Origin of the sequence: Sporolactobacillus sp. STSJ-5 (assembly GCF_024385605.1) — a bacterium.
Classification (GTDB): Bacteria; Bacillota; Bacilli; order Bacillales; family Sporolactobacillaceae; genus Sporolactobacillus.
In genome coordinates this window covers 45,162-66,815 of sequence record NZ_JANFOJ010000004.1, presented here as the reverse complement: position 1 = coordinate 66,815, position 21,654 = coordinate 45,162, and the positions used below count along the sequence as shown (strand labels likewise).

Here is a 21,654-nt window from a genome sequence, read left to right as displayed (position 1 = left end):
GATCCATCCATTAAGTGTAACCTATCCAGCATTTTCTAATGGGCTTATTGTTCAAGTGTTTATTAATTTTTATTCTGTTTTTTCACCACTTGGTACAACCGCCACTGATCACCATAGGTTTTATATAACCGGGCAAAGCTCGCACCTTTGTTGTAGAAGTTCTTATACCGTACACTAACGGCATTAAGTGCGGCTACTCCTTCTGGTTTCGGCACGAGAATATAAGTTACTTTTCTATCAACCGGATTGTTTAGTCTCCTTTTAAAATCAAGATCACTGGTAATGATCAGCTGCTTGGTTTGCTTCATATCGAGAATAATTTGAAAACCGTTAAATGAATCAACGAGTAGTGAAGCGTGTTTGTTCTTACTCAGAAGCTGATCAAGATCCATAGCAATACGCATGGATTGTCTGTTACTGGTGTAGGTTGAACTCTGTTTGAAATGGATCGCTTGATACTCTTCCGGCGACAGACGCGCATCGTTCATTGCATAACCGGTGACATAGGCAGATGCACTTAAGAAGATCAGAGTGACACATCCGCCAAAAAAATAAAGATGTTTTACTTGCTCTCTGAGCTTTTGCAATTCATAGGGCAGCCAGGCGACGGTAATCACAAAAGGGTAGACGAAAAAACGTAACCATCCGTATGAAGCTCCTTTATATAGCATATATATTTGCATTAATGGAATTGATAACACGATCATGAGTAAGCAAAGAAAGTCTGCGTGGAATAACTTGTGTCTCATGATGCGAATGATCAGGATAGCAAGGAAGAGCAAAAGGAATGGTATGCTTCTTTCAAATACGAATAACAATGTATTGCCAAAATGACTGATGACAGGGCCGATAATTGGATTTTTACTTAATCCTTCAGATTGTGCGAGATTGGAATAGTTCGATCGTAAAAAGAACAGGCCGTCACCCATAATGGACCAATTCAACCCAATCCAGATGATCCCGGTATAAATAGCTGGAAGGAGAGCAAGCCATTCTGTTGCTTCCCATTTATTATAGATGAATGCTGCTTCATAGTCTGCTGTTTCTTCTTTCTTTCGTTTACTCCAGATGATGATAGTAAGGGACAGTGCTAAGGCAAGACCAAATAAAATTGATTCATATCGAGTGAGAAAAGCAAGTGCTAAAGCAAACCCGACCATGATCATCGAGGTTACGCTACGTTTTTCATCCAACCAATCAGTGAATGCAATGACGCAAAATATAATAAAATAGATGAAGAGCATTTCGCTCATGCCATTCGATCCATAGAGAAAAATAAATGGATTAAGAGAGAATAACAGTACTATTGCGAAGCTAAATAGAAACGGTTGTTTTCTTCTAAGCAAAGATTTAAAAATCAGAACAGCACTGAACGCTGCAAATAATGCCGTCAGAATAATTCCCGCAATTCCTTCGGACGCAAGGATTTTGCACCAAGGACTCATCAATAGAATTGGGAGCATGAGCAAGCTTGGCAATGGGTTCCAAACGAAACCTATAGCTCCCAGATGAGGATTTCTGCTAAATAAGACATAATAGGCATTTGCGACACGGCTGACAGCATCACCGGGAACAAAGTGATTCCAATGTGTCATCCAAATGCCAAAGCAGAGCTCCAGAATAAATAAGATTAAGCCAAAATAATAGGGTACGTACTTATTTTTGAACATGCTGCGTTATCGTCTCCATTGTATTTGCTGGTTGAATCGTCTTTTTCGAGGCAAAGGTCCAGCGATCATTTACAATGTAATTCCAAATGACACCGGTCACGATCCCCAATAATCCGCTCAACATCGGATGAAAATGACTGATATAGTAGAGAAGGGACAGAATACCGCTTGAGATGCAGAGACCTCCAACAGATACCGTCGCATAACGAATAAATTGAATCATCCGTCCATTCGCCTGGTGCAGTACCCTCGATTTCCATGTTAAGGTACTATTTAAAATATAATTTGAAATGAGACTGACAATAGAAGATAGAATAAAGGCAATGACAACCGGGCTGCCAACGAGAAGCATTAATTTATAAATAGCCAGATTCACAATCACGCCGCTAAGTCCAATGGTGCAAAAGGAAAAGAAGCGGCGATCCTCTTCACTGATCATGACCAAGCGTCCGAGGTGAATTAAGTAGCGCAGTTGTTCCGTGCTGCTCATTTTTGAACTACCTAAATCGCGCGCATGGAATTGATAAGGAATCTCTGTGATTGACGTGATATTGGCACGGACAATCAGTTCAATCATGACCTTCCAACCAATGGGATGGTACATATTTTCTTGTAGCACTGATTTTTTTACAGCAAAGAATCCACTTGTTGGATCGGAAATTTTCCGGAGTCTTTTTAATGCGATACGTGCAATTATTCTTGCTGTCCATGACACAAATTTCCGATAAAGATTAAGTCCGCCATCGCTTCCTCCGGGGACAAACCGTGAAGGAATAACCATTTGAAAACCGTCGTTAAGCTTATCAATCATTGCCGGAATTAGTTCAGGCGGATGCTGAAGATCAGCATCCATCACAACCAGTAGGTCACCTTGTGCAAATTTAAGTCCATCAGTGACAGCGGTCGCCAATCCCCGCTGATTCGTTCGATGGATATAGTGAACATATGTTTTCTCTTGGCTTAGTTGATCAAGTATTTTTGGCGTGTTGTCTGTACTGTCGTCCATAAATAAAATTTCAAAGGTCTTTCCGGTCGATTGCAGAACCTCCAGAAGACGATTTGTTATAATCTGAACATTATTTGCTTCATTGAATGTTGGAACGATTACGCTAATATCCATAGTGACTTCCCCCCTTTATTACATACTGCTTGTTTTTGTTGTATCGTAATGTTCTTGATCAAATCCGTGCTCAGTTTTCTCCCAATAAAAAGGTTTTCTGATTAATTGCCATAGTGCTTTTATTGAAGCGATACTCATCATTGCCCAATAGATTGGAGTGAGTAATGCATATCTTACGAGACTGTAAGAAAGCCATGTTTCCTTCTTTCGGTGCAGCTCATGTACGACCCAATAGGTACCTGCGATATTTGTATAAATAAACAAGAAATTACCGAGAATCAGTTGGATAGCCGCCAAATAATAGATCACTCCAGGAAAGAAGGCGGGTATCCAACCGGCATGTGTCAAATACCATAGACCCAGTAGGGACCAGAAAATGGGATTCAACATGGGCAAGAGCGGTGATGACAGAAGCATAAACTGAGCTCCCCAGAAGCCTTTGATCCCAAGCTCACGATGGAGTCTAATGGGATGGCGCATATGCACGAGCCAAGTTTGCATATAGCCCTTAATCCAGCGAGACCGTTGATGAATCCAGTTTCTGAATTTGCTGTTCGCTTCCTCTAACGTTCGCGAATCCACAACTTTGGTTGTATAGTTTTGCTTATAAAGACGTATACCGAGATCAGCATCCTCTGTGACGTTATAAGGATCCCATGCGCCGAGCTTTTTGAGCACATCTGTTTTAAAGTGATTAGATGTTCCGCCGAGCGGAATAGGAATGTTAATCTGCATAATGCCGGGAAGCAGCAATTCAAACCAATTGCTGTATTCTTGGGTGAAAAATCGAGTGAGTAGATTCTGTTTACTATTAAAGTAGTTGAGCTTGGCTTGAATGCAAGCAGTGTTATCAGGACTTTGCTGAAAGGCGAGAAAGACCTTTTTTAATTGATCTGGGTCGGGCCGATCTTCAGCATCATAAATGACTACGTACTTTCCGCGTGCACGAATCAGCCCATAATTGCATGCCTTCGGCTTGGTCTTCGGCTGACCGTCTGGGATGATAATCATCTGGAAGAAGTACGGCAGATGCAGCGATTGAACCACTTCTTGAGCTTCCGTATCATCCTTTTCAATGAGCAGACGAATGTCCAATTTATTCTTGGGATAGTCTAGTTGGTTCAAATTTTGGACTAATTGCGGAATGACCTTACTTTCCTTATACATGGGTACTAAAATCGTGTATATTGGAAGCTCTCGTTCATCAATGTTCTGAATTTGCTTCCTGTTGAACCGGACTTGCGCCTTCTCTTTTGTGCCATAAAGAATCATGATAAATTTTGTGACGGTCATCGAAAAATACATTAACTGAATGATGATATTGATGATTACAAGTGTGTAAAACCAATTCCATAGCAAAGCGGCAGCGATGGTGATTCCAATCACAATCATGCTAAGTATCTGTGTAAACGTGAATGTCTGACTGGCAGAATTCTCCGGTTGCTCGTTCTTTAATTTTTCGGTACTCTCGTGAAGCAATTCTGCTTGATAGATTTGATCCCAAAGAAGTTCCATTTCCCATGGGGATGCAATGACTTGCGTAATCGGTGCATCAACAATTGTAGTAAGCTGTTGCATTTCTTCATTATTGAGCATTGATTCAACGGCAATAATGCATTGATCAACCGATTGTCGAATCACAACAGTTTTAAATTGTCGTGCAATCATTTCAGGAAGCTTAGCCTTGATAGCATCATTTTTGTCATATGTCATGAACCTCCCCGTTTGACTTTGGGAAGCAAGGGCTTCTGCAAGTTGATTTGGTGTGATCATGTTCATTGAGATTAGAATTTCTCCAATATCTCCGCCTACTGTTCCTTGCAGATGCAGCGCCTTCTCTAGCTCACCACGCTGCAGATACCCCGCACGTACCAGTTGTTCACCTAGTAAGAGGCGTTTGAACGATTGGTTAATAATATCCTGTAGTTGGTCGCGACTTATATAACCTAGGCGAACGAGTATGTCCCCAAGCCTGCCACCATGAATCTGTTGTTCATTTAAACTCTTATTTAATTGCTTGGCATTTATCATGCCTAAGAGCAGAAGACGTTCTCCAATACGCAATTGTGAGAAAGGAGCATCATCATTATTTTTTTCTTGGATCTGCCGTTTTATCAACGCCCATCTCTGTGAATCTTCATGTAATTCTTTTTCAATTCGTTCATAGGAAGTGGCAATTTCTTGTCGCTGCTCTTCTAAAAGGTTATTCAGTCTTCGCTGTTCTTCGGTATTTTCATTGGCAAAGTGCTGAATTTTCTTTGTTTTTGAAGCGATGTCTTCTTCAAGTCTCGATAATTGATCATTTTCTTTCCAACTGAATAGTTTCATTTTGCGACATCCTTCGGAAAGTACTTAATTTCTTTTTCAATGTGATCGAGATGCTCTTGTATGGTCCTTAGTTTCTTTATATCTTCCTCATACTGAGTGCGAATGCGGTTCCGTTCATTTATTATGGCTAGAATCTGGATGTCAAGTTGTTTGTTGTCATTCTGTAACTTTGAAATGATTGCTCGTCTTGATCCGGTCAATATATTAACTAACAATAATTTTTTCCTCCCAGTTCTAATCTATTTAATCGGAAATACCATAATTATAGTTGGGTTTATAATACTCTGAAAAAATAGACAAAAACTGAACAAAATTGGTGATAAAAGTCATTGAAGCCAGATTGGTAGCTAATAAAACTATGGAGAAGAAATGATTATGCGTACTTGAAATTTATTTTGGAGAAGGAAGAGAATATTTGGGAGTGTAGGTATCAAAAACACTAGTGGTACATTTGGTTAGGGGTAATCATTCACATTCGGAACATGCTAATTCTGACCAAATCATTCTATACGTTGCCATAATAGGAAATTTGTTCATATACTTGCTGAATTAGATCTCGCACATGGTCGATTTGATTGGGGAGCGGGTCATTACGATCAGGTAGCTGTTGCAGTTTGTTTTTTTAACTCTTTAGCATCAATCGGGTTGTAGGGAACCGGACCGTCCTCAAATTGCGTGTGTGGAAGTAAAGGAGTGCACCACTGGTCAAGTTATTATTCACTGATTCTACGGGCTTTGCTAGTGTTGTTTTTGTCACCGCGCGGGCTTTGCTAGCGGCTTCGCCTATTTTACCAGTATAAGAGAAAATCACTAAATGAAAAACTAAAACATTGGAGTGATAATCTTTTTGAGTGTATAAAAATATAAATACGGGTATCAAAATTATGATAAATTTATAGCAAGAAATAGAAAAAAGGAAATGATAATTAATGCATAGTATAAAATTAGATTCACGTAAACAATTTTCTAGCACATCAGAAAAATTGAAAAATAGCTTTGAAGAAAAGATACAGATATATCAAGATGCCACAACCTATGCTAATAGAATATAATTTCACAATTTTGGGATGATTATCAAAATTAGAATATTTCAGATGAAGAGCTACCTGATTTAGACATTAGAACAGTATTTGCGGATTATACGCCGTCTTTTGAATATAAGAGCTATTTAGAAGGAGAGAAGTTATTTTATCGAATTGCCCCCTTCTTTAATACACGAGATAGACATGATGCAACAGATATTGATTATTTAATTAGGTTTATCAATGAAGTAAGTAAGACATTGGGCAAACAATTAGGACTAGAACAACCTGTAGATAATTTAGTGTGTGAATATTTTGTGCAATCTATTCAAGTTAACATTGATGATAAATAAAATTTAAAATATAACTCAAACTGATGATAGTCAAATTATGCTTTTCTTGAATGTATTGACCGGAGGCTAATCGGAGAATTTGATTTTTATTCAGTTTACTACGATCCTGATGATATTCAATATCTTCAATGCAGGCTTGAGGATATTGGGAATCCGGTATTTTTGATGAGACGGTCCAACTTATTGTTTTTTCTGCGATCCCATTCTCGATCTACGAGCAGGCTGAATCGTTCTTCAAAGGATAGGTCATTAAACTGAGGATTATGAAGCTGTTCATGTTAATACTCAGCCATTGCACTTAGGCACATATCATTTAACTTTGAACGTGTACTGTCATTGATCATTTTTCTGACCTCCCGTAATAAGCTGCCCCTCTAATAAATCCATGGGATTTTTGCTGTTCATTGGTATTTTTTTGTACTAGTGACTCATACTGCTGTTTGTCCTGTCCAGTCTTTAGATATCTGAAACGCCTATATTCTGTGCTGCTCGTCTAGTGATTCTCTCCTTCCCACAGTATCTTTAAATGCCACCAGTTTTTCCTTCGCAGAAAGCCAAACACTATAAGACATAAAATGACCTCCTTGAATTAACAGATTTTTTATTATTTCATCTGTCAACGTCAACTCAATAGGGATCATATCAATTCAAAGATGTGGGCTATTTGACGCTTACAGCGGGATAAGTGTAACCGTCAAGCGTCAATAACAATTATAATAAAGTTTCAAAGTGATTTCAGCGTAAAGCCCGACAATCAGGCAATAGTTAAAGGTTCCACAAGTTAATGGCTTTAAATGTAATCGCATACATCCGTCTCTAGTGTTACATTTCTATATGAGGAGGGCAGATCATGAACAAAAGACAAGTCGACTTGCTAATCAATTTAAGTTCATCTGGAAAATTTATTCCAGCAAAAGATCTTGCGAATAGCTTCCACGTATCAACCAAAACAATATACAAAGATGCTGATACGCTCCTCAATACACTAAAGAGCACATCTCTCAGGCTGGATGTGAAAAGGGGGTTGGGCTTACGAATTCAAGGCACAATCTTAGAACGTGAACGTGTCATTCGGAGATTTATGGATGCAAGTGAGCGTAAAACACCGGTGGAAGAGTTTAGCCCAAGGCAACGGCGTATTGCACTTGCCAAGGAGATCATTTTAGAGGGCAAGCAGCTGACGCTGAAGGAACTGTCTGAACGGTGGTGGATCAGCAAAACTTCCATTTTGAATGATGTTGATCGAATTAATACCATAATTGAATCGTCATCTTTGCAGATCTGTTCTAACGGGTCTGAGTTGATTGCGATTGGAGAAGAAGAAAACATCCAAACTGCCGCAGCAACATTCATCGTAGATGCTTCTGACTCGAGAAAAGCTGGGGACGTCACATATTTTTCACTATTCTTCCCCAAAAAGGTTGTACAAAGTGTCTTAACAATATTTGATCCAGACAAACCGTGGTACGTTGAACTACCAAGCTATTACAAATTTGCGCTTCAGGTGATTTCGCTAGTTCAAACGCAACGTGCATGTTTTGGATTCCATTTTACTGATCAGTTAAAGTCTACTCTAACGGGTTCTGCAAAAGCTGCTGAAACGATTTTGAACCAAATCAGTCAAGCACTGCGTCTTCAATTCACTATCGCTGACAAAGAATGGCTCGCACGAAATCTCTCAGCTTACCGAATGAGTAACGACTCCGCTCCGGCTGACCAGAACTACAAACCGATTATCGATGAACTAATTGCGCGTATGGAAGATGTTCAGGGAATGCCATTTTTAAACAAGGCACACCTTGAGAAACAACTCATGTACCACATTCCAGCAATGATTCTTCGCCTTAAGCAAGGTTTGGTGGTTAAGAATCCGCTGTTTAAAGATATTAAAACGCAGTATCCTGCCTTATTTGGAATGACTTGGTACGCAATATCGTTTCTTGAAGAACGCTACCAGATAACACTGAGTGATGATGAAGTATCATTTATTACTATTTACTTCCACGTTGCGATTAATCAGTCGATTCCAATTCGTCGTGTGTTGGTCATTTTCAATCAGCATGGTCAACTACGTGATTATGTAATGGGGCAGATCAAGCATCTCTTGCCGGATGGTACCCTGTTTTTAAAGACGAATCTCACAGCTTTTAAGTCAATTGACTTATCGGATGTTGGTTTGATTGTTGGTGTCAATATTCCAGGGCTTGTTTCTAAAGTGCCTTTTATTAGGATCTCTCCGTTATTTGATGCAAATGATCAGGAAAAGTTACTCAAAGCTTACGCATCTTACTTGATTCGGCCGCAGACAAGTAATGAAGAACAACATTATCCTGTACTCAGTAAATTAGGGGATCCAAAGCTGATCTTCTGGAAAGACTCTGTCAAAGACCGAAAAGAAGCCTTACAGTTCCTGATTAAGGTCTTGGAGAATAATGGTGGAGTTACTCATGAGTTCGGTAAATCACTACTTCGAAGAGAACGGCTTGGACCTACTGAAATCGAAAGTGGTGTTGCCTTGCCTCATGCGGCTCCAGAAACGGTTAATCGTCTCTCGGTTGCCTTTCTGATTCTCAACAAGCCTGTCAAATGGAACAGCACAAATGTGTTTGTGGTGATCTTGATTTGTGTACCCAATGAGTCAATCTCGATTTACCATGATTTGGTGTTAGATATATATCGCCTAGTTGAAAACAAGACAAGAGTCCACATGATTGTAAGTCTTCAAGACACGGAAGACCTGTTGGACTTGATCAACAGTTAGAGAGGAGGAGTGTTATGTTTTTTGACCGTGATATTATGTTATTTCACCAAGAAGCAGAAGATTCAACGGATATTATCTCGCGTATGGCTATCAGATTAACAGAAGCGGACATTGTTAAGCGTGACTTCGGTAAACACGTGCTTGAACGTGAAGCAACTTACCCTACGGGATTACAGACAAAAGCACTTGGGGTAGCTATTCCACACACTGATTCTAAATATGTTAATCAATCACAAATTGCTTTTGCATCGCTGAAAAAGCCGATTAGCTTTAAAGATATGACGGATTCGGACAAAAAAGTGGAAGTTTCACTGATATTCATGATTGCAATGAGTAAGCCTCACGACCAAATGACGCTCCTAAGCAATCTGATGGCCGTTTTTCAAAATGAAAACGTTCTAATTAAATTACTTCAAAGCGATGATGTTGCCGAAGTAAAGCAAGTCTTGAAAACAAACAATATCGAGTAGGGAGGCAATAGAAATGATAGCTTATGCGATTCATTGGTTTATCAATTTAGGTTCAACCGTATTTATTCCGATCATTATTTTTGCCCTGGGGCTTTGTGTACGTTTAAAACCATCAAAAGCATTTCTTTCAGGTATTATCATTGGGGTTGGATTCATCGGATTGAACATGGTAGTGAACCTGCTTCAAACTTCATTGGGACCTGCGATTAAGCTCATGGTAGCACGTTACGCTTTGTCTTTAAGCATCATTGATCTTGGGTCTGGTCCCGGAGGTCCGTTGGCATTTTCATCAACCATGGGTGTCTTGATTATCCCAATAGCCTTTGGAATAAACCTGATTTTGGTTTGGCTGGGACTTACTAAGACGTTAAACATTGACGTTTGGAACCTATGGCAACCAACTTTTATTGGGTTGATGGTGTGGGGCGTCACTAACAACTATTTATATGGTGTGCTTGCTATGGTCGCTGCATTCTTAATGCAACTAGTATTGGCAGACTTAACGCAACCGATGATCAGCAAGTTTTTTGGCCTGCCGGATATTTCAATCACACATTTAATGGCGCTTTCACCAGTTCTTTTAGCTTTACCACTGAATTGGTTATTTGATCGAATCCCTGGCTTCAACAAAATTGATGCCAGCCCGGAAAAAATCGAGAAGCGTTTCGGTGTGTTTGGCGATCCACTTGTCATTGGTTTGATTATCGGTATTGGTATTGGGATCCTTGCTGGCTATGACGTTTCTAAGACTGCTGGTCTGGGGATGGAAATGGCCGCTGTATTGAAACTATTGCCAAAGATGATTTCAATGTTTATGGAAGCGCTCACACCAATTGCCGAAGCAACTCAAGAGTTCACCCAAAAGCACTTGCATGGCAAGACCGTAAACATTGGGATGGACGCTGCTTTGACGGTCGGCCATCCGGCAGTTACATCTACGAGTTTGTTGATGATCCCGGTCGCATTGTTCCTGGCTGTTATTCTGCCAGGCAACAAAGTGTTACCTTTTGGTGACCTAACACTGTTCGTCTTCGTGTTCACCATTATGGTTTCCGCTTTCCGTGGCAACATCATCCGTTCTTTGATTGGAGGGGCAATTTACACGATTCCCATGCTTTATCTATCCACCTGGTTGGCACCGACAGTTACAAAGGCATTTCAGTTGGCTAATTACAATATCGGCAGCAAAGGTACCGTATCCTTTGTTTCGGCTGGTTTGTGGCCAAATGCTTTGATGGTTTGGACAGGTCAGCATTTAAGTGTCATTGGTATTATCGTTATCATCGGCATATTGTTAGGTCTCTTGTATTACGTGAACATCATTAAGAAGTTTAATTCTCAAGAAAAAGAGGTCGGTTAATCATGAAAAAGATGTTGATTATGTGCGGTGCGGGCCATGCGACTTCAACAGTTGTTCGGGCAAAAGTAGAAAGTTGGTTGAAAAAGGAAGGATTGATTAATCAAGTCTCGATTAAACAATCGGCAATTGTCGATGAAGTAGCTAACATTTCTAACGGTAACTATGACATCGTTGTTAGCACCACAGTTGTTCCAAAAGAAATCAAAGACAAGGTTATTAATGGTGTTGCACTGTTGACTGGCATAGGTGCAGGTAAAGTTTTTAATGCAGTCAAAAAAGAAATTGAAGCATAAAAGTGAGGATGTGTCAGGAATTGACAGCTTATTTTAAAGATTTTGTGATTAGTACTGTGGCAGACCGTCCTTCTTATCACAATGTCACGGAACAAGTAGTGCAGGCCATTGACGAAAGTAAAATTAAAAATGGAATCTGTTTAGTGCAAACCGCTCATACCACCTGTTCAGTCTATTTTGATGAGTATATGCATGATAGAAACTATTATGGGGATGATTATCTTCATGTCGACATTAACCATGTTCTAGACAAGATCGTTCCTCGGCAAACCACAGAAAATTACCCGTATTTAAGCCCTGGCCCTAAGCACATTGCCTATGGTATGAAGAAAAATGATCCGGCTTACCCGGCAGTTGAGTGGACCATGTTAAATACTGACGGACACATTCGCGCAGACTTGTTGGGTAACAGTGTCACTTTAGGCATTAAGGACGGCAAGCTCATGAGTGGCTCGGTCGGATCTATCTTCTTTGTGGATTTTGATCAAACACGAAAAAGGGATCGCACCGTCAGCGTTGTGATTCAGGGGGATGAATGATATGGATCAAAACGATAAAAAAATTAATTCTTTATTCACACTGGAAGGCGAAGAGATTGCGAAGTTAGGCCAATCTATTTCACATAACTCGCTGCAGTCTTTGGTTGAACTTATAGAAAAGACCAAGGGCAACATTTTTCTAACTGGTTGTGGAACGTCGGCAATGGCAGCTAATAAGGCTGTTCACACACTACGTGTTGTTGGAATTAGCGCTTTCTTCATGAATCCATCCGATGCCGTTCATGGCGCTTTGGGCGCAATTAAGAAAGATGACGTTATGATCTTTATTTCAAAAGGAGGCAGTACCAAAGAGTTAACCTCTTTTGTGGAGAATGTCGCGGCTAAAGGGATTTCAATTGTGACTATTACTGAAAACCCGGATTCGTTTCTTGCACAGCACTCGAATCTAGTCGTAAAAGTTCATGTCGATCGTGAGCTTGATGCGTTCAACCTTCTGGCAACAGTCAGCACCATAGCAGTCATTTCGATCTTTGATGTGGTGGCGTCTTTGGTTATGGAAAACACGGACTATTCACGAAAGGATTTCCTCTTGAATCATCCTTCTGGAGCAGTTGGTGAGAAACTTCGAAAGGAGACAAAAACACATGAGTAATACCATCTATCCATCGATCCTTGATGCAACCCCAGACAAGATGATGAGTCTACTAGACTCGTTTAAAAAAACAAAAATTCACGGATTGCACATTGACATGATGGATGGTCATTATGTGCCGGATATGGGCTTAAACGACCGTCTGATCTCATGGCTACACGCCAACACCGACTTTTTTTTAGATGTCCATTTGATGGTAACACAGCCTGAGGCTCTGCTTGACACCGTGATTAAAGCCGGCGCGTCAAGCGTGACCGTACACTCAGATGCACAGGGAGATCTGTTCTATATTGCGCAGCAGCTCGATGAGGCTGGTGTTCAAGCCGGTGTGGCACTCAGCCCGGCGAGAGGCCTATCAAGTATTGTGCCAATTCTTCCGCATTTGGATCGCGTCTTGGTGATGACGACCGCTCCAGGTCACCGTGCATCCCACTTCCTGTTGGGGATGGCTGAAAAAGTCAAAGAACTTAATAACATTCGTCAGGAGCACAACTTGCAGTTCAAAATCGAAATAGACGGTGGCATTACGGATCAGACGTTGAGGAAACTTAAAGAAGCTAGTGCACATGTTGATGAGTATGTCTCTGGTGGTTATATTGTCAAAGCCGAAAACCCAGAACAAAACATTTTGTCTTTACTGGGGGCCTGAGAAACGTGAATAATCTAAGTCAGAATTTCAAACTCATTCTGAGTGAGATCTCAGATGTCCAAGTGGATTCTATCGCACTACAGAAACTGCTCTCTGCGATCCAAGAGGTAGATGCAATATTTCTTGACGGTCGCGGGCGTTCAGGACTCGTAGCAAAGATGTTTGCCAACCGGTTGTCACATTTGGGCTTAAAACCCCATGTAATTGGTGAAGTAAGCTGCCCGCCAATCCAGACTGGGGATCTCTATCTCATCATATCTGGTTCCGGCAATAGTTCCGCATTGCTGGAAAACCTTAGGAGGGTCCACAAACTTGGAGGGAAAACAGCTGTTGTCACCACCAATACGAACTCGAAACTTGCTCAGGAAACAGACATCAGCGTGCTCATCCCAACGGATACTAAGTTTTCCAAGGAACGTACCTCAAAACAACCAATGGGTGCACTTTTTGAACAAACGGCATTTATCACACTCGAAACAGCGGTATTGTCGTTAGCTCAAACTCTTGGTAGAGACGAAAATTTTATGGAAGCTCACCACGCTAATATCGAATAGGAATTTGCTTGTTTCAATATTTCTTCATAGGAAGACACTATCGTTAACGCCACAGCATTCTGCTAAGTGGCGTTTTTATTTTTCGTTGTAGGCCATAGTAAAGCGGCTTCACTGTTTAAGGCAGTCACATTACTTCCCCTCTGCTGCTGTGGTATCTCACGATGAAGGCCGGAGACTGGATACGCTCTGTATTAGATAATCTAGAATTGAGCCATTGATAGGGAACATGGTTTGGAAATGGTGGGGAGGATTGAAAAAAACATCTGTCCGGTCATTGCCGATTGTATTATCTTTAGCGTGCGAGTCAACCAATGACTCTGGAAGTTAATGGCGCAATCTGATTGACGCGGATATGTCCGATGAATACATGGGATTGTATGATCAAAGGAAAGCTGTTACGAAAGATTTCATCTGGGGAACGCATTCATTGGTTGACCTGTTCCTATTTGGTCATGGAGTAGGTGGAAGTTGTGGAAAAGAGTTTTGTATCAATGTTCAGTCTGATAGTAGATCGGAACAATGATGTATTGAATGATTGGTAGCAAAGTGGGTGGACTAAAAAATGAGCAGTCGTCTCATAACAAGGACGGCTGCTCTAATATTATCGATCAGTCGAACGAAATGTTCGCTTGAGACGTTCATGACGTGCGTACGTGTTGATTCGGTGATTTGGTATCAAATCCGTTGAGGTGCGACAGTAATAGGTGCCGTGTGACTGACTAGATGAATAAAACGATGTGGACTTCTTCTATGTATCCCTGTCCAGTAAGGAGGCGGTTGGCGCTTCGAGGAAGCAGGAGGATCAGCAGTTGTGATCCACTGATCATTCAGGCGAGGTCTAGCTTGGTTCTTACGCGGACTTGCTTTGACTATCGAGGTGCTAATGAATCAAGCGCCTTTTGATTCACTGAGGGTTTCTTTTTGCTTTATTGCGTTAACGCTTCGCTTCACCTCCTTGTTTTCATAATACTAAATTTTTCTATAAATAGGAATATTTATTTTCAAAAAATTAGATAATTAATACCTATCTGTTCACAATTCCGACAAAATAATACGATAAGACTAAGTCTATATGATTATTTATATGGATGTGTATAGGGTTATAAGATATCTAGACAACATAATGGTCGTTTCCAATTCTCCGCAGAAAATATCTTATATATATATTTTCCTATTCGTTCCACCATTGTACAGTCGAAAACAAAAAATCGACCGGATTAGCATTGTTTCTGTTGAACCGATCGATTTTTTAACTGCTTATTTTCGTTTTTTCAATTCATCTTTTAAAGGTGCTAACTTTTTACGCAAGCTTTTTTTCCAGGAGCGAACCGTGTGCTCGGAGACATGGGCAGCTTCGGCGATTTGTTCAGTACTCCAATCATGAAAGACGGAAAGCTTGATGTAGAGGGCCTCGCGCGGGGTGAGTGTGGGAAGGTGATCTTGGAGGATGCGCAGCATTTGCCTGTTCAGTGACTCGGTAGCTTCATCGGGAATGTCATAGGCGGAGTCGTCGCGTTCGTATACTTCTCGACTTTTGTTCTTGTAGTGTTTGCGGAGGTAGTCGGAGAGTCGGCCTTCCATCGTTCGAGCAGCGAAGGCGATGAACACATGTTCTGGATTTTTGTCCGGCGCAACTTTTGTGATGTCGAATTTGTCATTGGCTTCTGAGAATGCATACTGCGCGGTTTGCAGCAGATCGTCATAATCGGCGGGACATAAATACTGCTTGTACATGTCGTTATAGCGTTTGACGGTTTTTCGGATTTTCGGTTCATACTTTTGCATCAGTCTCTCGAAGGCATAGCACTCAGGCTCGAACGGGGCAGCAAAATAGTCGGTAAATGGCATAATGGTGGGGCTCCTTTCGGGGATTCAGTTTTTGGGTTGAAGCTGAATGTTGTGGTGCGTGGATTAAAGAGGCGGTGGCGGGGGGATGAAGCAGATATTGGTATATTTTTGCTCTATGTTTTATAGATAGGAGGCATGGTTCGGAAATGGTGGGGAGAATTTAAAAATATGTAAATAAACGAATAGATTTTAAGATTACATCAGAATTGTTAAGGAAATAGGGGAGTGCAGAATCAGAAGGAGACTTAACCGTTGATTCAGAAATGAAAAAGACATCTCTGAGTCGTGCAATGGAATTGACACGGAGATGTCCTTCTTGCATCAGTATTGGATTGTTCGACCAAAAGAAAAGCAAGCCTGGATTGGAATGCTGTTCGTCGACATGCCGGTTCGCATGCGGTTTCGGCGTAAAGGGGATTTCATTAGACTATGGTTTCTGTTCAGCTAGAGCTGAGCTTAGAAGCCGTATTCTTCGTCTTTATTGTTGAATGCCTTCAAAAAGTTTTGTAATTCTTGGTGGAGCCAAATTCGTCCATGCTCTGCATGGTTGCTGATGTAATCATGGTACGTACGAATAAAAGCAGGATTTAACATGCCGATTAATTGGGCAAGGGAACCGTCCTTATTATACATAGAAAGGTGGCTGGGCTGCGCGCGATAAACATGTTCTCCGGTTTTCAATTCAAACAAATAGTGGGTGTTACTCGTGTCACATTGACAAATAGCCTCCATGCACGCATTCACAAAAGTTCTCTTGCCTTTGTCCATTACAACGCCTCCAATAATAGTAGATTTGTCATGCTCACACCAGACTGTGTATCTGATCGAACACTAAAGCTGATGTACTATTTCCCAATTCCCCGGAGTAGATTCATCATCCATATTCTTATTATGAAGGAAAATTAGCAAGATACAATCACTAAATATGAGAAAAATATGAAAATACAGTGAATAACGATTTAATTGTGAACAAAATCTTAGAAAAATGGTGGAATGGGAGAGGTGCCTTTGGTTTGGTTAGAAGGATCTTAGTTGTAAATAAGCCGACTGAAGAGGCGCATGGTCAACTTCTTCCTAGGTTCGCAAAATATCGGATCTCTGCAAATTGCCTTTCACTACTAAAATAATCATAACAAGGCTCATACCATTTGACTAGGTGTGGGTTATTTTGACGATTACAGATAAATGGCAGCTGAGGATGAAACTTGCGTATCTTATTAACTAATGGCGTACAAATATAATGCTTGTTAATCAGTTTCTCTTTTTTGTAAACACTGCCCCATAAACCGGGATCTGTTAAGTCACACAAAGTTAAGACACTGAAGAAAAAGACTTCTGTAAAAGTCCTGACCAAAGGAAAGAAATGGGACAAGGTCGTTGCTTCGGGAAAAGTTGGTTATATACTAGCAAAGACAGTGAAAAAATAATTCATATTAAAACGACTACCAGTTTAAGCAAATAGTCGTTTCGTACAAGCAACAAAAAAATCGATCGGTTAGCATTCTCATGCTGCCGGTCAATTTTTTTCTCGTTTTGATCAAGTTGGATTCATCGAATCGTTGAGCTGTTTGTTTGCTGTTAAATAGCGCATAACCAATTTATCTTAAGATAGCAATCTTTATTTAGCCGTTCACTTTAAAAGCGTTTCAATTGATTGACGTTGTTGATGTTCAGTATATATGCTCCCGGCTTGATCGTTCTCATGAGATAGTTCATTTTAGAGCGAGACAGTGAAACGCATCCTGCGGTATAGCCACCGTTTGAGACATGAACAAAGAACCCGGATCCCTTCCATGGGACTCGTTTTGAGTTATAGTTGATCACGATTCCATATTTGTATTGTACCGGATAATCAATAAGGTGCTCGCTTGGTTTATTAAAAGAGCCGCCTTCCTGCCATGTGTTATAGTTTGGATCATTGCTGTCTTCTACCCACCATGAATTTGGTGTGATGTTCCGGAAAGGCAACTTTGTGCCTGGATTACTCGTCCCAAACGCAAAGGTTAATTTATAGGCTCCATAAGGAGTCTTCATGGCTCCTTCATGTGTTTTGCCAATCCCATATTTGCCAACATGTCCGTTTGTTGCCATTTTTTTCAACCATTTCTTACCTTTTTTCTGCCATAACTGGATCTTTGCATGGCTACCATTTCCAACAACAACGAGAATTTGTTTTGTTCGTTTGGACAGTTTTGTTTTTGAAATGGAGGATTTATTGACATATGTACTACCGCTGATTTGATAATCGACATTAAGTCTCTTTATATGGCTTTGGTTAACCTTAACTGTAAAAAAACTTAGTGCAGAAAATAATAAAAGGACAGAGCAGAGTGCGTACCATTTTTTCATTAATGCTGCCTTCTCTCAAAATAAATACTATTAAATTAACAGTTTTATTTTAACATGATTTAATGGGCTTTCACCTTGAATTTTTGATTGAAATTTGATTAAAGAATCAGCACCATTAGATTGATGCCCATCTATGCAGAAAATATCCATTTAAGACGGTAAGCCCTGTAAAGGTGCTGTGAAGATGAGAGAGTGTTGTGGGAAATGCTTCTTATCGAGACGAAGTATTTCTTGAAAGACTAAAATAATGACAATCATAAGTGAAACATACATGAAGAAGAAGGCTCGGACTCCGGATCCCCAGGTTTTTGGTGTGAATCCAATGACCATGCGCGACATAAAACCTGCGAAAAGAACGAGAGCAGCAAAGAGAAACTAAGCAAGCAGAAAAGAACACAAATATAATCAATCCGCCACAGAGACTAAGGTATGTAATCTGTTTCAATGTTTTCATTTCCATTGTTATGTACATATCCTCTTTAGCTACATCAATAACCAAAATTTCCAAAATGAGTGAAGTTTATCCCTAGGTAATGCGCTTAATAACCGTATTCTTTTGCGCCGGTGTTCCTAATTGCCGACATCATTTCATTGCAAGAGGAATCAGATTCATAATTAGAAAGATATCCGTACGCCATTTTGATGTTTGTGCTTTGGCTGTGATTAAAAATGCTTTAGCTGACTTGGATTGTTGACGTTCTGTATCTATGCTCTGGGTTTGATCCTTATTAAGGAGGGAAGTGATACGTATCCTACGTGCTTCTAACCACACTAATACGGACATAAAATTGTTAAAATATATGTAGTTGTGTATGCGCTTACATTTTAATAATATGAAACTATAAAGAGAAAGGAAATGAGGTGTGAATTGAGTATGACAAATACTTTGAACGATCGCCAAAAGAGGATACTGGAAATTTTAAAGCAAACTAATGATTATATCACTGCTGCTGAACTAAGTCGTCAATTTGCAGTATCAACTAAAACCATTTATCGGGATATGAAGCAGATAACGGAGACCTCTTCTCAAAATTATAGGATCGAGAAAAAAGAAAATCTAGGATATATGCTGGTCAACAAAAAACAGACAACAGAGAGTGGTGCTCCGGTCTTTCAAATGCCTGAAGAACGACGACTCAATTTGTTGCTTTACTTGCTTGCAATCTCGCCATACAAAACATCTATTCAAAAAATATCGGAAAGATATTACGTCAGTCAAAGTTCGATCATTAATGATTTTAAACATATTGAAGCGGCCATTGTTCCGTTCAACCTTAAATTATTAAAAGAAAATAGTGGGACTCATATTTGTGGCAATAAGCTTAATGTGCTCCGATTAAGCTCATCTATTATAGAGGGCTTTTTAAAACAGAATGGCGATCCATTTAATCAATATGATATTCCAGAGTTCATTGAACATACGAAAGTCAAAAATGCAACATTGTTCCAGGTTAAGGATTTCCTTCATGAAGTTCAGCAAGAACATAATGCATTCTTGGATCAGCCATCTTATTTAACCATGTTTTGTTACATGCTCTCAGTGATTGAAGGCTATACAAATAATATTCAAAAGCCTAATGCGAACAAGCCAATCGTTCATCAAATCAGAGATGATTCTGCAATTTTTCACGTTACCTATGAGTTAGTGAATAAAATTGAAAAATTCTATCAGATTAAACTAAACAATGATGAGTTTAATGAGCTGTACTACATTTTCAAGGCGTGCAATCTAAATCATGATTCTTTGTTGGATCAAGATCCAATGAGTAGGCAGGCAATGTACTTATCAAGCAAATTAGTAAGTAGAGTGTCTGAAAATAGTGGACTATTTTTTCAAGATGATGATGTTCTTTATAAGCAATTAACATCGCATTTGTGTTCGATGATCTATCGATTGAATCACAAAATAAACATTGTTAATCCAATTTTAAATTCTATTAGAACTAATTTTGGCGGGACCTTTGATTTAGTGAAGCAATGTGTTTATCAAGTTGTTGAAAAAGAGAATTATGCTGATTTTCTGAGTGATGAAGAAGTTGGCTACATCACATTGTATTTCCAAATCCTGATTGATAAATTCATGAAAGAAATTCCCATTCTGATTGAATGTACTAGCGGCATTGGTACATCACATCTTCTGAGTGAGAAAATCAAAAAAATGTTTCCACAGATCAACGTTAAGAGAATTGTCGCACAGCACAGGATTAAAGAAAGTGATTATGCTGATGTTGCTTTAATCATATCTACAGTAAAAACGCGTCACAACGCCAACAAGCCGACTCTTCTAGTGAGCCCGATTTTGAATGATACGGATAAATATAATATAGAGAAGTTTATCAACGACTACTATAAAGAAGCAAATGAAAGGATAGGGAGCAATAGTCCTAAGGAATCAGCAAATGTCACATGAAATTTTATCTGAAAAACTCATTTCGCTTCATTTGCATGCAGCGAATAAAGAAGAGTCCATAGTAGCTTTGTCAGAGATGTTGTTTCATGAAAGAAAAATATATAGTATTCAAGATTTTACAGAAGAAGTTCTTAAAAGGGAGGCGGATGGAGACACGACAATAGGAAAGGGTGTTGCGCTGCCACATGGTATCTCGGACGCAGTGATTGAGAGTTCTGTTGCCATTGGAAGACTAGATGCCGGGATAGCATGGGGATCTAAAGACACGGAACAGGTTCAATTGATTGTATTGCTCGCAGTTCGAGATAATGCCATCCAAAGAGCGCGAAATATTGCTCTTTCAAAATTTGCAAGCGTTTTATCTGATGAGAATACTTTAGAAAAAATGATGAGGGCTAAAGACACCAGGGAAATGATAAGCTTGTTCATTTAGAAAGATAGATAATCCTGTGGAGAACAGAATCCATTATGTCATTTTAACAAGTCTGAAGGAGGAAAGGGCTATGCAAATGAGTGTAGATGAACTGGACATTAAAAAAGTAATTAATGAAGATTTAATTGATTTGAATTTGGAAGCTGCGACAAAGCTTGAAGCCATTGAGCAATTAATTCACCTGTTGTACTTGAATCATTGTATTAATGATGAGAAAGATTTTCTGGAGGATGTACTAAATCGTGAGAAAGAAGGCATCACAGGGCTAGGCGAAGGCGTGGCCATTCCACATGGAAAATCAGAAAGTGTGATCCGGACTTCTCTTGCCATTGGTCGAACCCAGAAGCCAATTGAATGGGAATCTTTGGATGGGAAGCCAATAAGCACGATCATTTTGTTTGCGGTTAAAAATACAGATTCTAATGTTTTGCACATCAAATTGCTCCAAAGAGTCGCCATTTTACTCGCTGATGATGACGTGATTGCTAAGTTTCAAACTGTTCGCACCAAACAAGAGCTTATTGATTTGTTATCGAAAAAATAAGGAGTAGGGAGGAAATTGTGATGAAGATAGTGGGAATCTCTGCTTGTACATCTGGAATCGCCCATACGTACATTGCAAAAGAGAAACTAATCAAAGCAGGAACAGAGGCAGGGCATCAGGTTCGTATTGAAACTCAGGGAACCATTGGCATTGAAGATGAACTGACTGTGCAAGAAATTAAGGAGGCTGATCTGGTTATTATTGCTGCAGATATCAAGATAAGCGGAAGAGAAAGATTCAAGGGAAAGAAGGTGGTGGAGATTCCAACCAATCTAGCCATAAAAGCACCAAAACAGTTGTATAAGAAACTTGAATCAGAATTGCAAAGGGGTGTCTAG

The 21,654-nt window shown here is 39.9% G+C and carries 19 protein-coding genes; 12 read left to right on the top strand and 7 right to left on the bottom strand.

Annotation, left to right across the window (positions count from 1 at the left end; all coding sequences use genetic code 11):
* Positions 1-62: 62 nt before the first annotated feature.
* The 4 genes from NOM01_RS05800 to NOM01_RS05785 are packed head-to-tail and all read right to left on the bottom strand — an operon-like array spanning position 63 to position 5,333.
* Positions 63-1,670, bottom strand: coding sequence for an ArnT family glycosyltransferase (locus NOM01_RS05800; protein WP_255747193.1), 1,608 nt, complete (start codon positions 1,668-1,670; stop codon positions 63-65).
* Positions 1,657-2,790: a glycosyltransferase gene (locus NOM01_RS05795; protein WP_255747191.1), complete on the bottom strand. Its 1,134-nt coding sequence runs from the start codon at positions 2,788-2,790 to the stop codon at positions 1,657-1,659. The genes NOM01_RS05800 and NOM01_RS05795 overlap by 14 nt, the downstream gene beginning before the upstream one ends.
* Before the next feature lie 18 nt (positions 2,791-2,808).
* On the bottom strand, positions 2,809-5,118 hold the full coding sequence (locus NOM01_RS05790) for a cyclic di-GMP-binding domain-containing protein, MshE-related (protein ID WP_255747190.1): 2,310 nt from the start codon (positions 5,116-5,118) through the stop codon (positions 2,809-2,811).
* A complete protein-coding gene (locus tag NOM01_RS05785) occupies positions 5,115-5,333 on the bottom strand; it encodes a hypothetical protein (RefSeq protein WP_255747188.1) in 219 nt (72 codons plus the stop codon). The genes NOM01_RS05790 and NOM01_RS05785 overlap by 4 nt, the downstream gene beginning before the upstream one ends.
* A 2,010-nt stretch (positions 5,334-7,343) precedes the next feature.
* On the opposite strand from NOM01_RS05785, the gene NOM01_RS05780 reads away from it, so the two are divergent.
* From NOM01_RS05780 to hxlB, 8 genes are read left to right on the top strand one after another with little or no spacing between them, the layout of a single operon-like run.
* The gene (locus tag NOM01_RS05780; protein WP_255747186.1) at positions 7,344-9,254 is read left to right on the top strand and encodes a BglG family transcription antiterminator; all 1,911 of its coding nucleotides are present in this window, start codon (positions 7,344-7,346) and stop codon (positions 9,252-9,254) included.
* 14 nt (positions 9,255-9,268) lie between these two features.
* A complete protein-coding gene (locus NOM01_RS05775) occupies positions 9,269-9,724 on the top strand; it encodes a PTS sugar transporter subunit IIA (RefSeq protein WP_255747185.1) in 456 nt (151 codons plus the stop codon).
* A 13-nt stretch (positions 9,725-9,737) separates the two neighbouring features.
* Positions 9,738-11,084, top strand: a complete 1,347-nt coding sequence (locus tag NOM01_RS05770) for a PTS galactitol transporter subunit IIC (RefSeq protein WP_255747184.1) — start codon at positions 9,738-9,740, stop codon at positions 11,082-11,084.
* Between the two features lie 2 nt (positions 11,085-11,086).
* Entirely contained in the window at positions 11,087-11,377 is a 291-nt protein-coding gene (locus NOM01_RS05765; RefSeq protein ID WP_255747183.1) for a PTS sugar transporter subunit IIB, read from the top strand.
* Positions 11,378-11,397: 20 nt separating this feature from the next.
* On the top strand, positions 11,398-11,916 hold the full coding sequence (locus NOM01_RS05760; RefSeq protein WP_255747182.1) for a YjbQ family protein: 519 nt from the start codon (positions 11,398-11,400) through the stop codon (positions 11,914-11,916).
* 1 nt (position 11,917) lies between these two features.
* Positions 11,918-12,529 (top strand): KpsF/GutQ family sugar-phosphate isomerase, encoded by a 612-nt coding sequence (locus NOM01_RS05755; protein ID WP_255747180.1) that lies wholly within the window; start codon positions 11,918-11,920, stop codon positions 12,527-12,529.
* Positions 12,522-13,178: a ribulose-phosphate 3-epimerase gene (locus NOM01_RS05750; RefSeq protein ID WP_255747178.1), complete on the top strand. Its 657-nt coding sequence runs from the start codon at positions 12,522-12,524 to the stop codon at positions 13,176-13,178. Before NOM01_RS05755 ends, NOM01_RS05750 begins: the two co-directional genes overlap by 8 nt.
* 5 nt (positions 13,179-13,183) lie before the next feature.
* Positions 13,184-13,732, top strand: coding sequence for a 6-phospho-3-hexuloisomerase (gene hxlB / locus NOM01_RS05745; protein ID WP_255747177.1), 549 nt, complete (start codon positions 13,184-13,186; stop codon positions 13,730-13,732).
* A 1,257-nt stretch (positions 13,733-14,989) separates the two neighbouring features.
* Here the strand turns inward: hxlB and NOM01_RS05740 are convergent.
* From NOM01_RS05740 to NOM01_RS05730, 3 genes are all read right to left on the bottom strand, one after another.
* Positions 14,990-15,580: a sigma-70 family RNA polymerase sigma factor gene (locus NOM01_RS05740; RefSeq protein WP_255747175.1), complete on the bottom strand. Its 591-nt coding sequence runs from the start codon at positions 15,578-15,580 to the stop codon at positions 14,990-14,992.
* A 456-nt stretch (positions 15,581-16,036) separates the two neighbouring features.
* Positions 16,037-16,348 carry a hypothetical protein gene (locus NOM01_RS05735; RefSeq protein WP_255747173.1) on the bottom strand — a complete coding sequence of 104 codons (312 nt, stop codon included), beginning with the start codon at positions 16,346-16,348 and terminating at the stop codon, positions 16,037-16,039.
* 867 nt (positions 16,349-17,215) lie between these two features.
* Complete coding sequence (locus tag NOM01_RS05730; protein ID WP_255747172.1) at positions 17,216-17,929, bottom strand: L,D-transpeptidase family protein; 714 nt, start codon at positions 17,927-17,929, stop codon at positions 17,216-17,218.
* Between the two features lie 874 nt (positions 17,930-18,803).
* Here NOM01_RS05730 and NOM01_RS05725 point away from each other — a divergent pair.
* From NOM01_RS05725 to NOM01_RS05710, 4 genes are all read left to right on the top strand, one after another.
* Positions 18,804-20,339 carry a BglG family transcription antiterminator gene (locus NOM01_RS05725; RefSeq protein ID WP_255747171.1) on the top strand — a complete coding sequence of 512 codons (1,536 nt, stop codon included), beginning with the start codon at positions 18,804-18,806 and terminating at the stop codon, positions 20,337-20,339.
* Positions 20,329-20,772, top strand: a complete 444-nt coding sequence (locus NOM01_RS05720) for a PTS sugar transporter subunit IIA (protein ID WP_255747169.1) — start codon at positions 20,329-20,331, stop codon at positions 20,770-20,772. Before NOM01_RS05725 ends, NOM01_RS05720 begins: the two co-directional genes overlap by 11 nt.
* Before the next feature lie 76 nt (positions 20,773-20,848).
* On the top strand, positions 20,849-21,316 hold the full coding sequence (locus tag NOM01_RS05715; protein WP_255747405.1) for a PTS sugar transporter subunit IIA: 468 nt from the start codon (positions 20,849-20,851) through the stop codon (positions 21,314-21,316).
* A gap of 20 nt (positions 21,317-21,336) precedes the next feature.
* Positions 21,337-21,654 carry a PTS fructose transporter subunit IIB gene (locus NOM01_RS05710; RefSeq protein WP_255747167.1) on the top strand — a complete coding sequence of 106 codons (318 nt, stop codon included), beginning with the start codon at positions 21,337-21,339 and terminating at the stop codon, positions 21,652-21,654.

Coding starts and splice junctions, on each gene's coding strand:
- NOM01_RS05800 (WP_255747193.1), bottom strand. CDS start 1,670: ATGTTCAAAAATAAGTACGTACCCTATTATTTTGGCTTAATCTTATTT.
- NOM01_RS05795 (WP_255747191.1), bottom strand. CDS start 2,790: ATGGATATTAGCGTAATCGTTCCAACATTCAATGAAGCAAATAATGTT.
- NOM01_RS05790 (WP_255747190.1), bottom strand. CDS start 5,118: ATGAAACTATTCAGTTGGAAAGAAAATGATCAATTATCGAGACTTGAA.
- NOM01_RS05780 (WP_255747186.1), top strand. CDS start 7,344: ATGAACAAAAGACAAGTCGACTTGCTAATCAATTTAAGTTCATCTGGA.
- NOM01_RS05775 (WP_255747185.1), top strand. CDS start 9,269: ATGTTTTTTGACCGTGATATTATGTTATTTCACCAAGAAGCAGAAGAT.
- NOM01_RS05770 (WP_255747184.1), top strand. CDS start 9,738: ATGATAGCTTATGCGATTCATTGGTTTATCAATTTAGGTTCAACCGTA.
- NOM01_RS05765 (WP_255747183.1), top strand. CDS start 11,087: ATGAAAAAGATGTTGATTATGTGCGGTGCGGGCCATGCGACTTCAACA.
- NOM01_RS05755 (WP_255747180.1), top strand. CDS start 11,918: ATGGATCAAAACGATAAAAAAATTAATTCTTTATTCACACTGGAAGGC.
- NOM01_RS05750 (WP_255747178.1), top strand. CDS start 12,522: ATGAGTAATACCATCTATCCATCGATCCTTGATGCAACCCCAGACAAG.
- NOM01_RS05740 (WP_255747175.1), bottom strand. CDS start 15,580: ATGCCATTTACCGACTATTTTGCTGCCCCGTTCGAGCCTGAGTGCTAT.
- NOM01_RS05735 (WP_255747173.1), bottom strand. CDS start 16,348: ATGGACAAAGGCAAGAGAACTTTTGTGAATGCGTGCATGGAGGCTATT.
- NOM01_RS05730 (WP_255747172.1), bottom strand. CDS start 17,929: ATGAAAAAATGGTACGCACTCTGCTCTGTCCTTTTATTATTTTCTGCA.
- NOM01_RS05725 (WP_255747171.1), top strand. CDS start 18,804: ATGACAAATACTTTGAACGATCGCCAAAAGAGGATACTGGAAATTTTA.
- NOM01_RS05720 (WP_255747169.1), top strand. CDS start 20,329: ATGTCACATGAAATTTTATCTGAAAAACTCATTTCGCTTCATTTGCAT.
- NOM01_RS05715 (WP_255747405.1), top strand. CDS start 20,849: ATGAGTGTAGATGAACTGGACATTAAAAAAGTAATTAATGAAGATTTA.
- NOM01_RS05710 (WP_255747167.1), top strand. CDS start 21,337: ATGAAGATAGTGGGAATCTCTGCTTGTACATCTGGAATCGCCCATACG.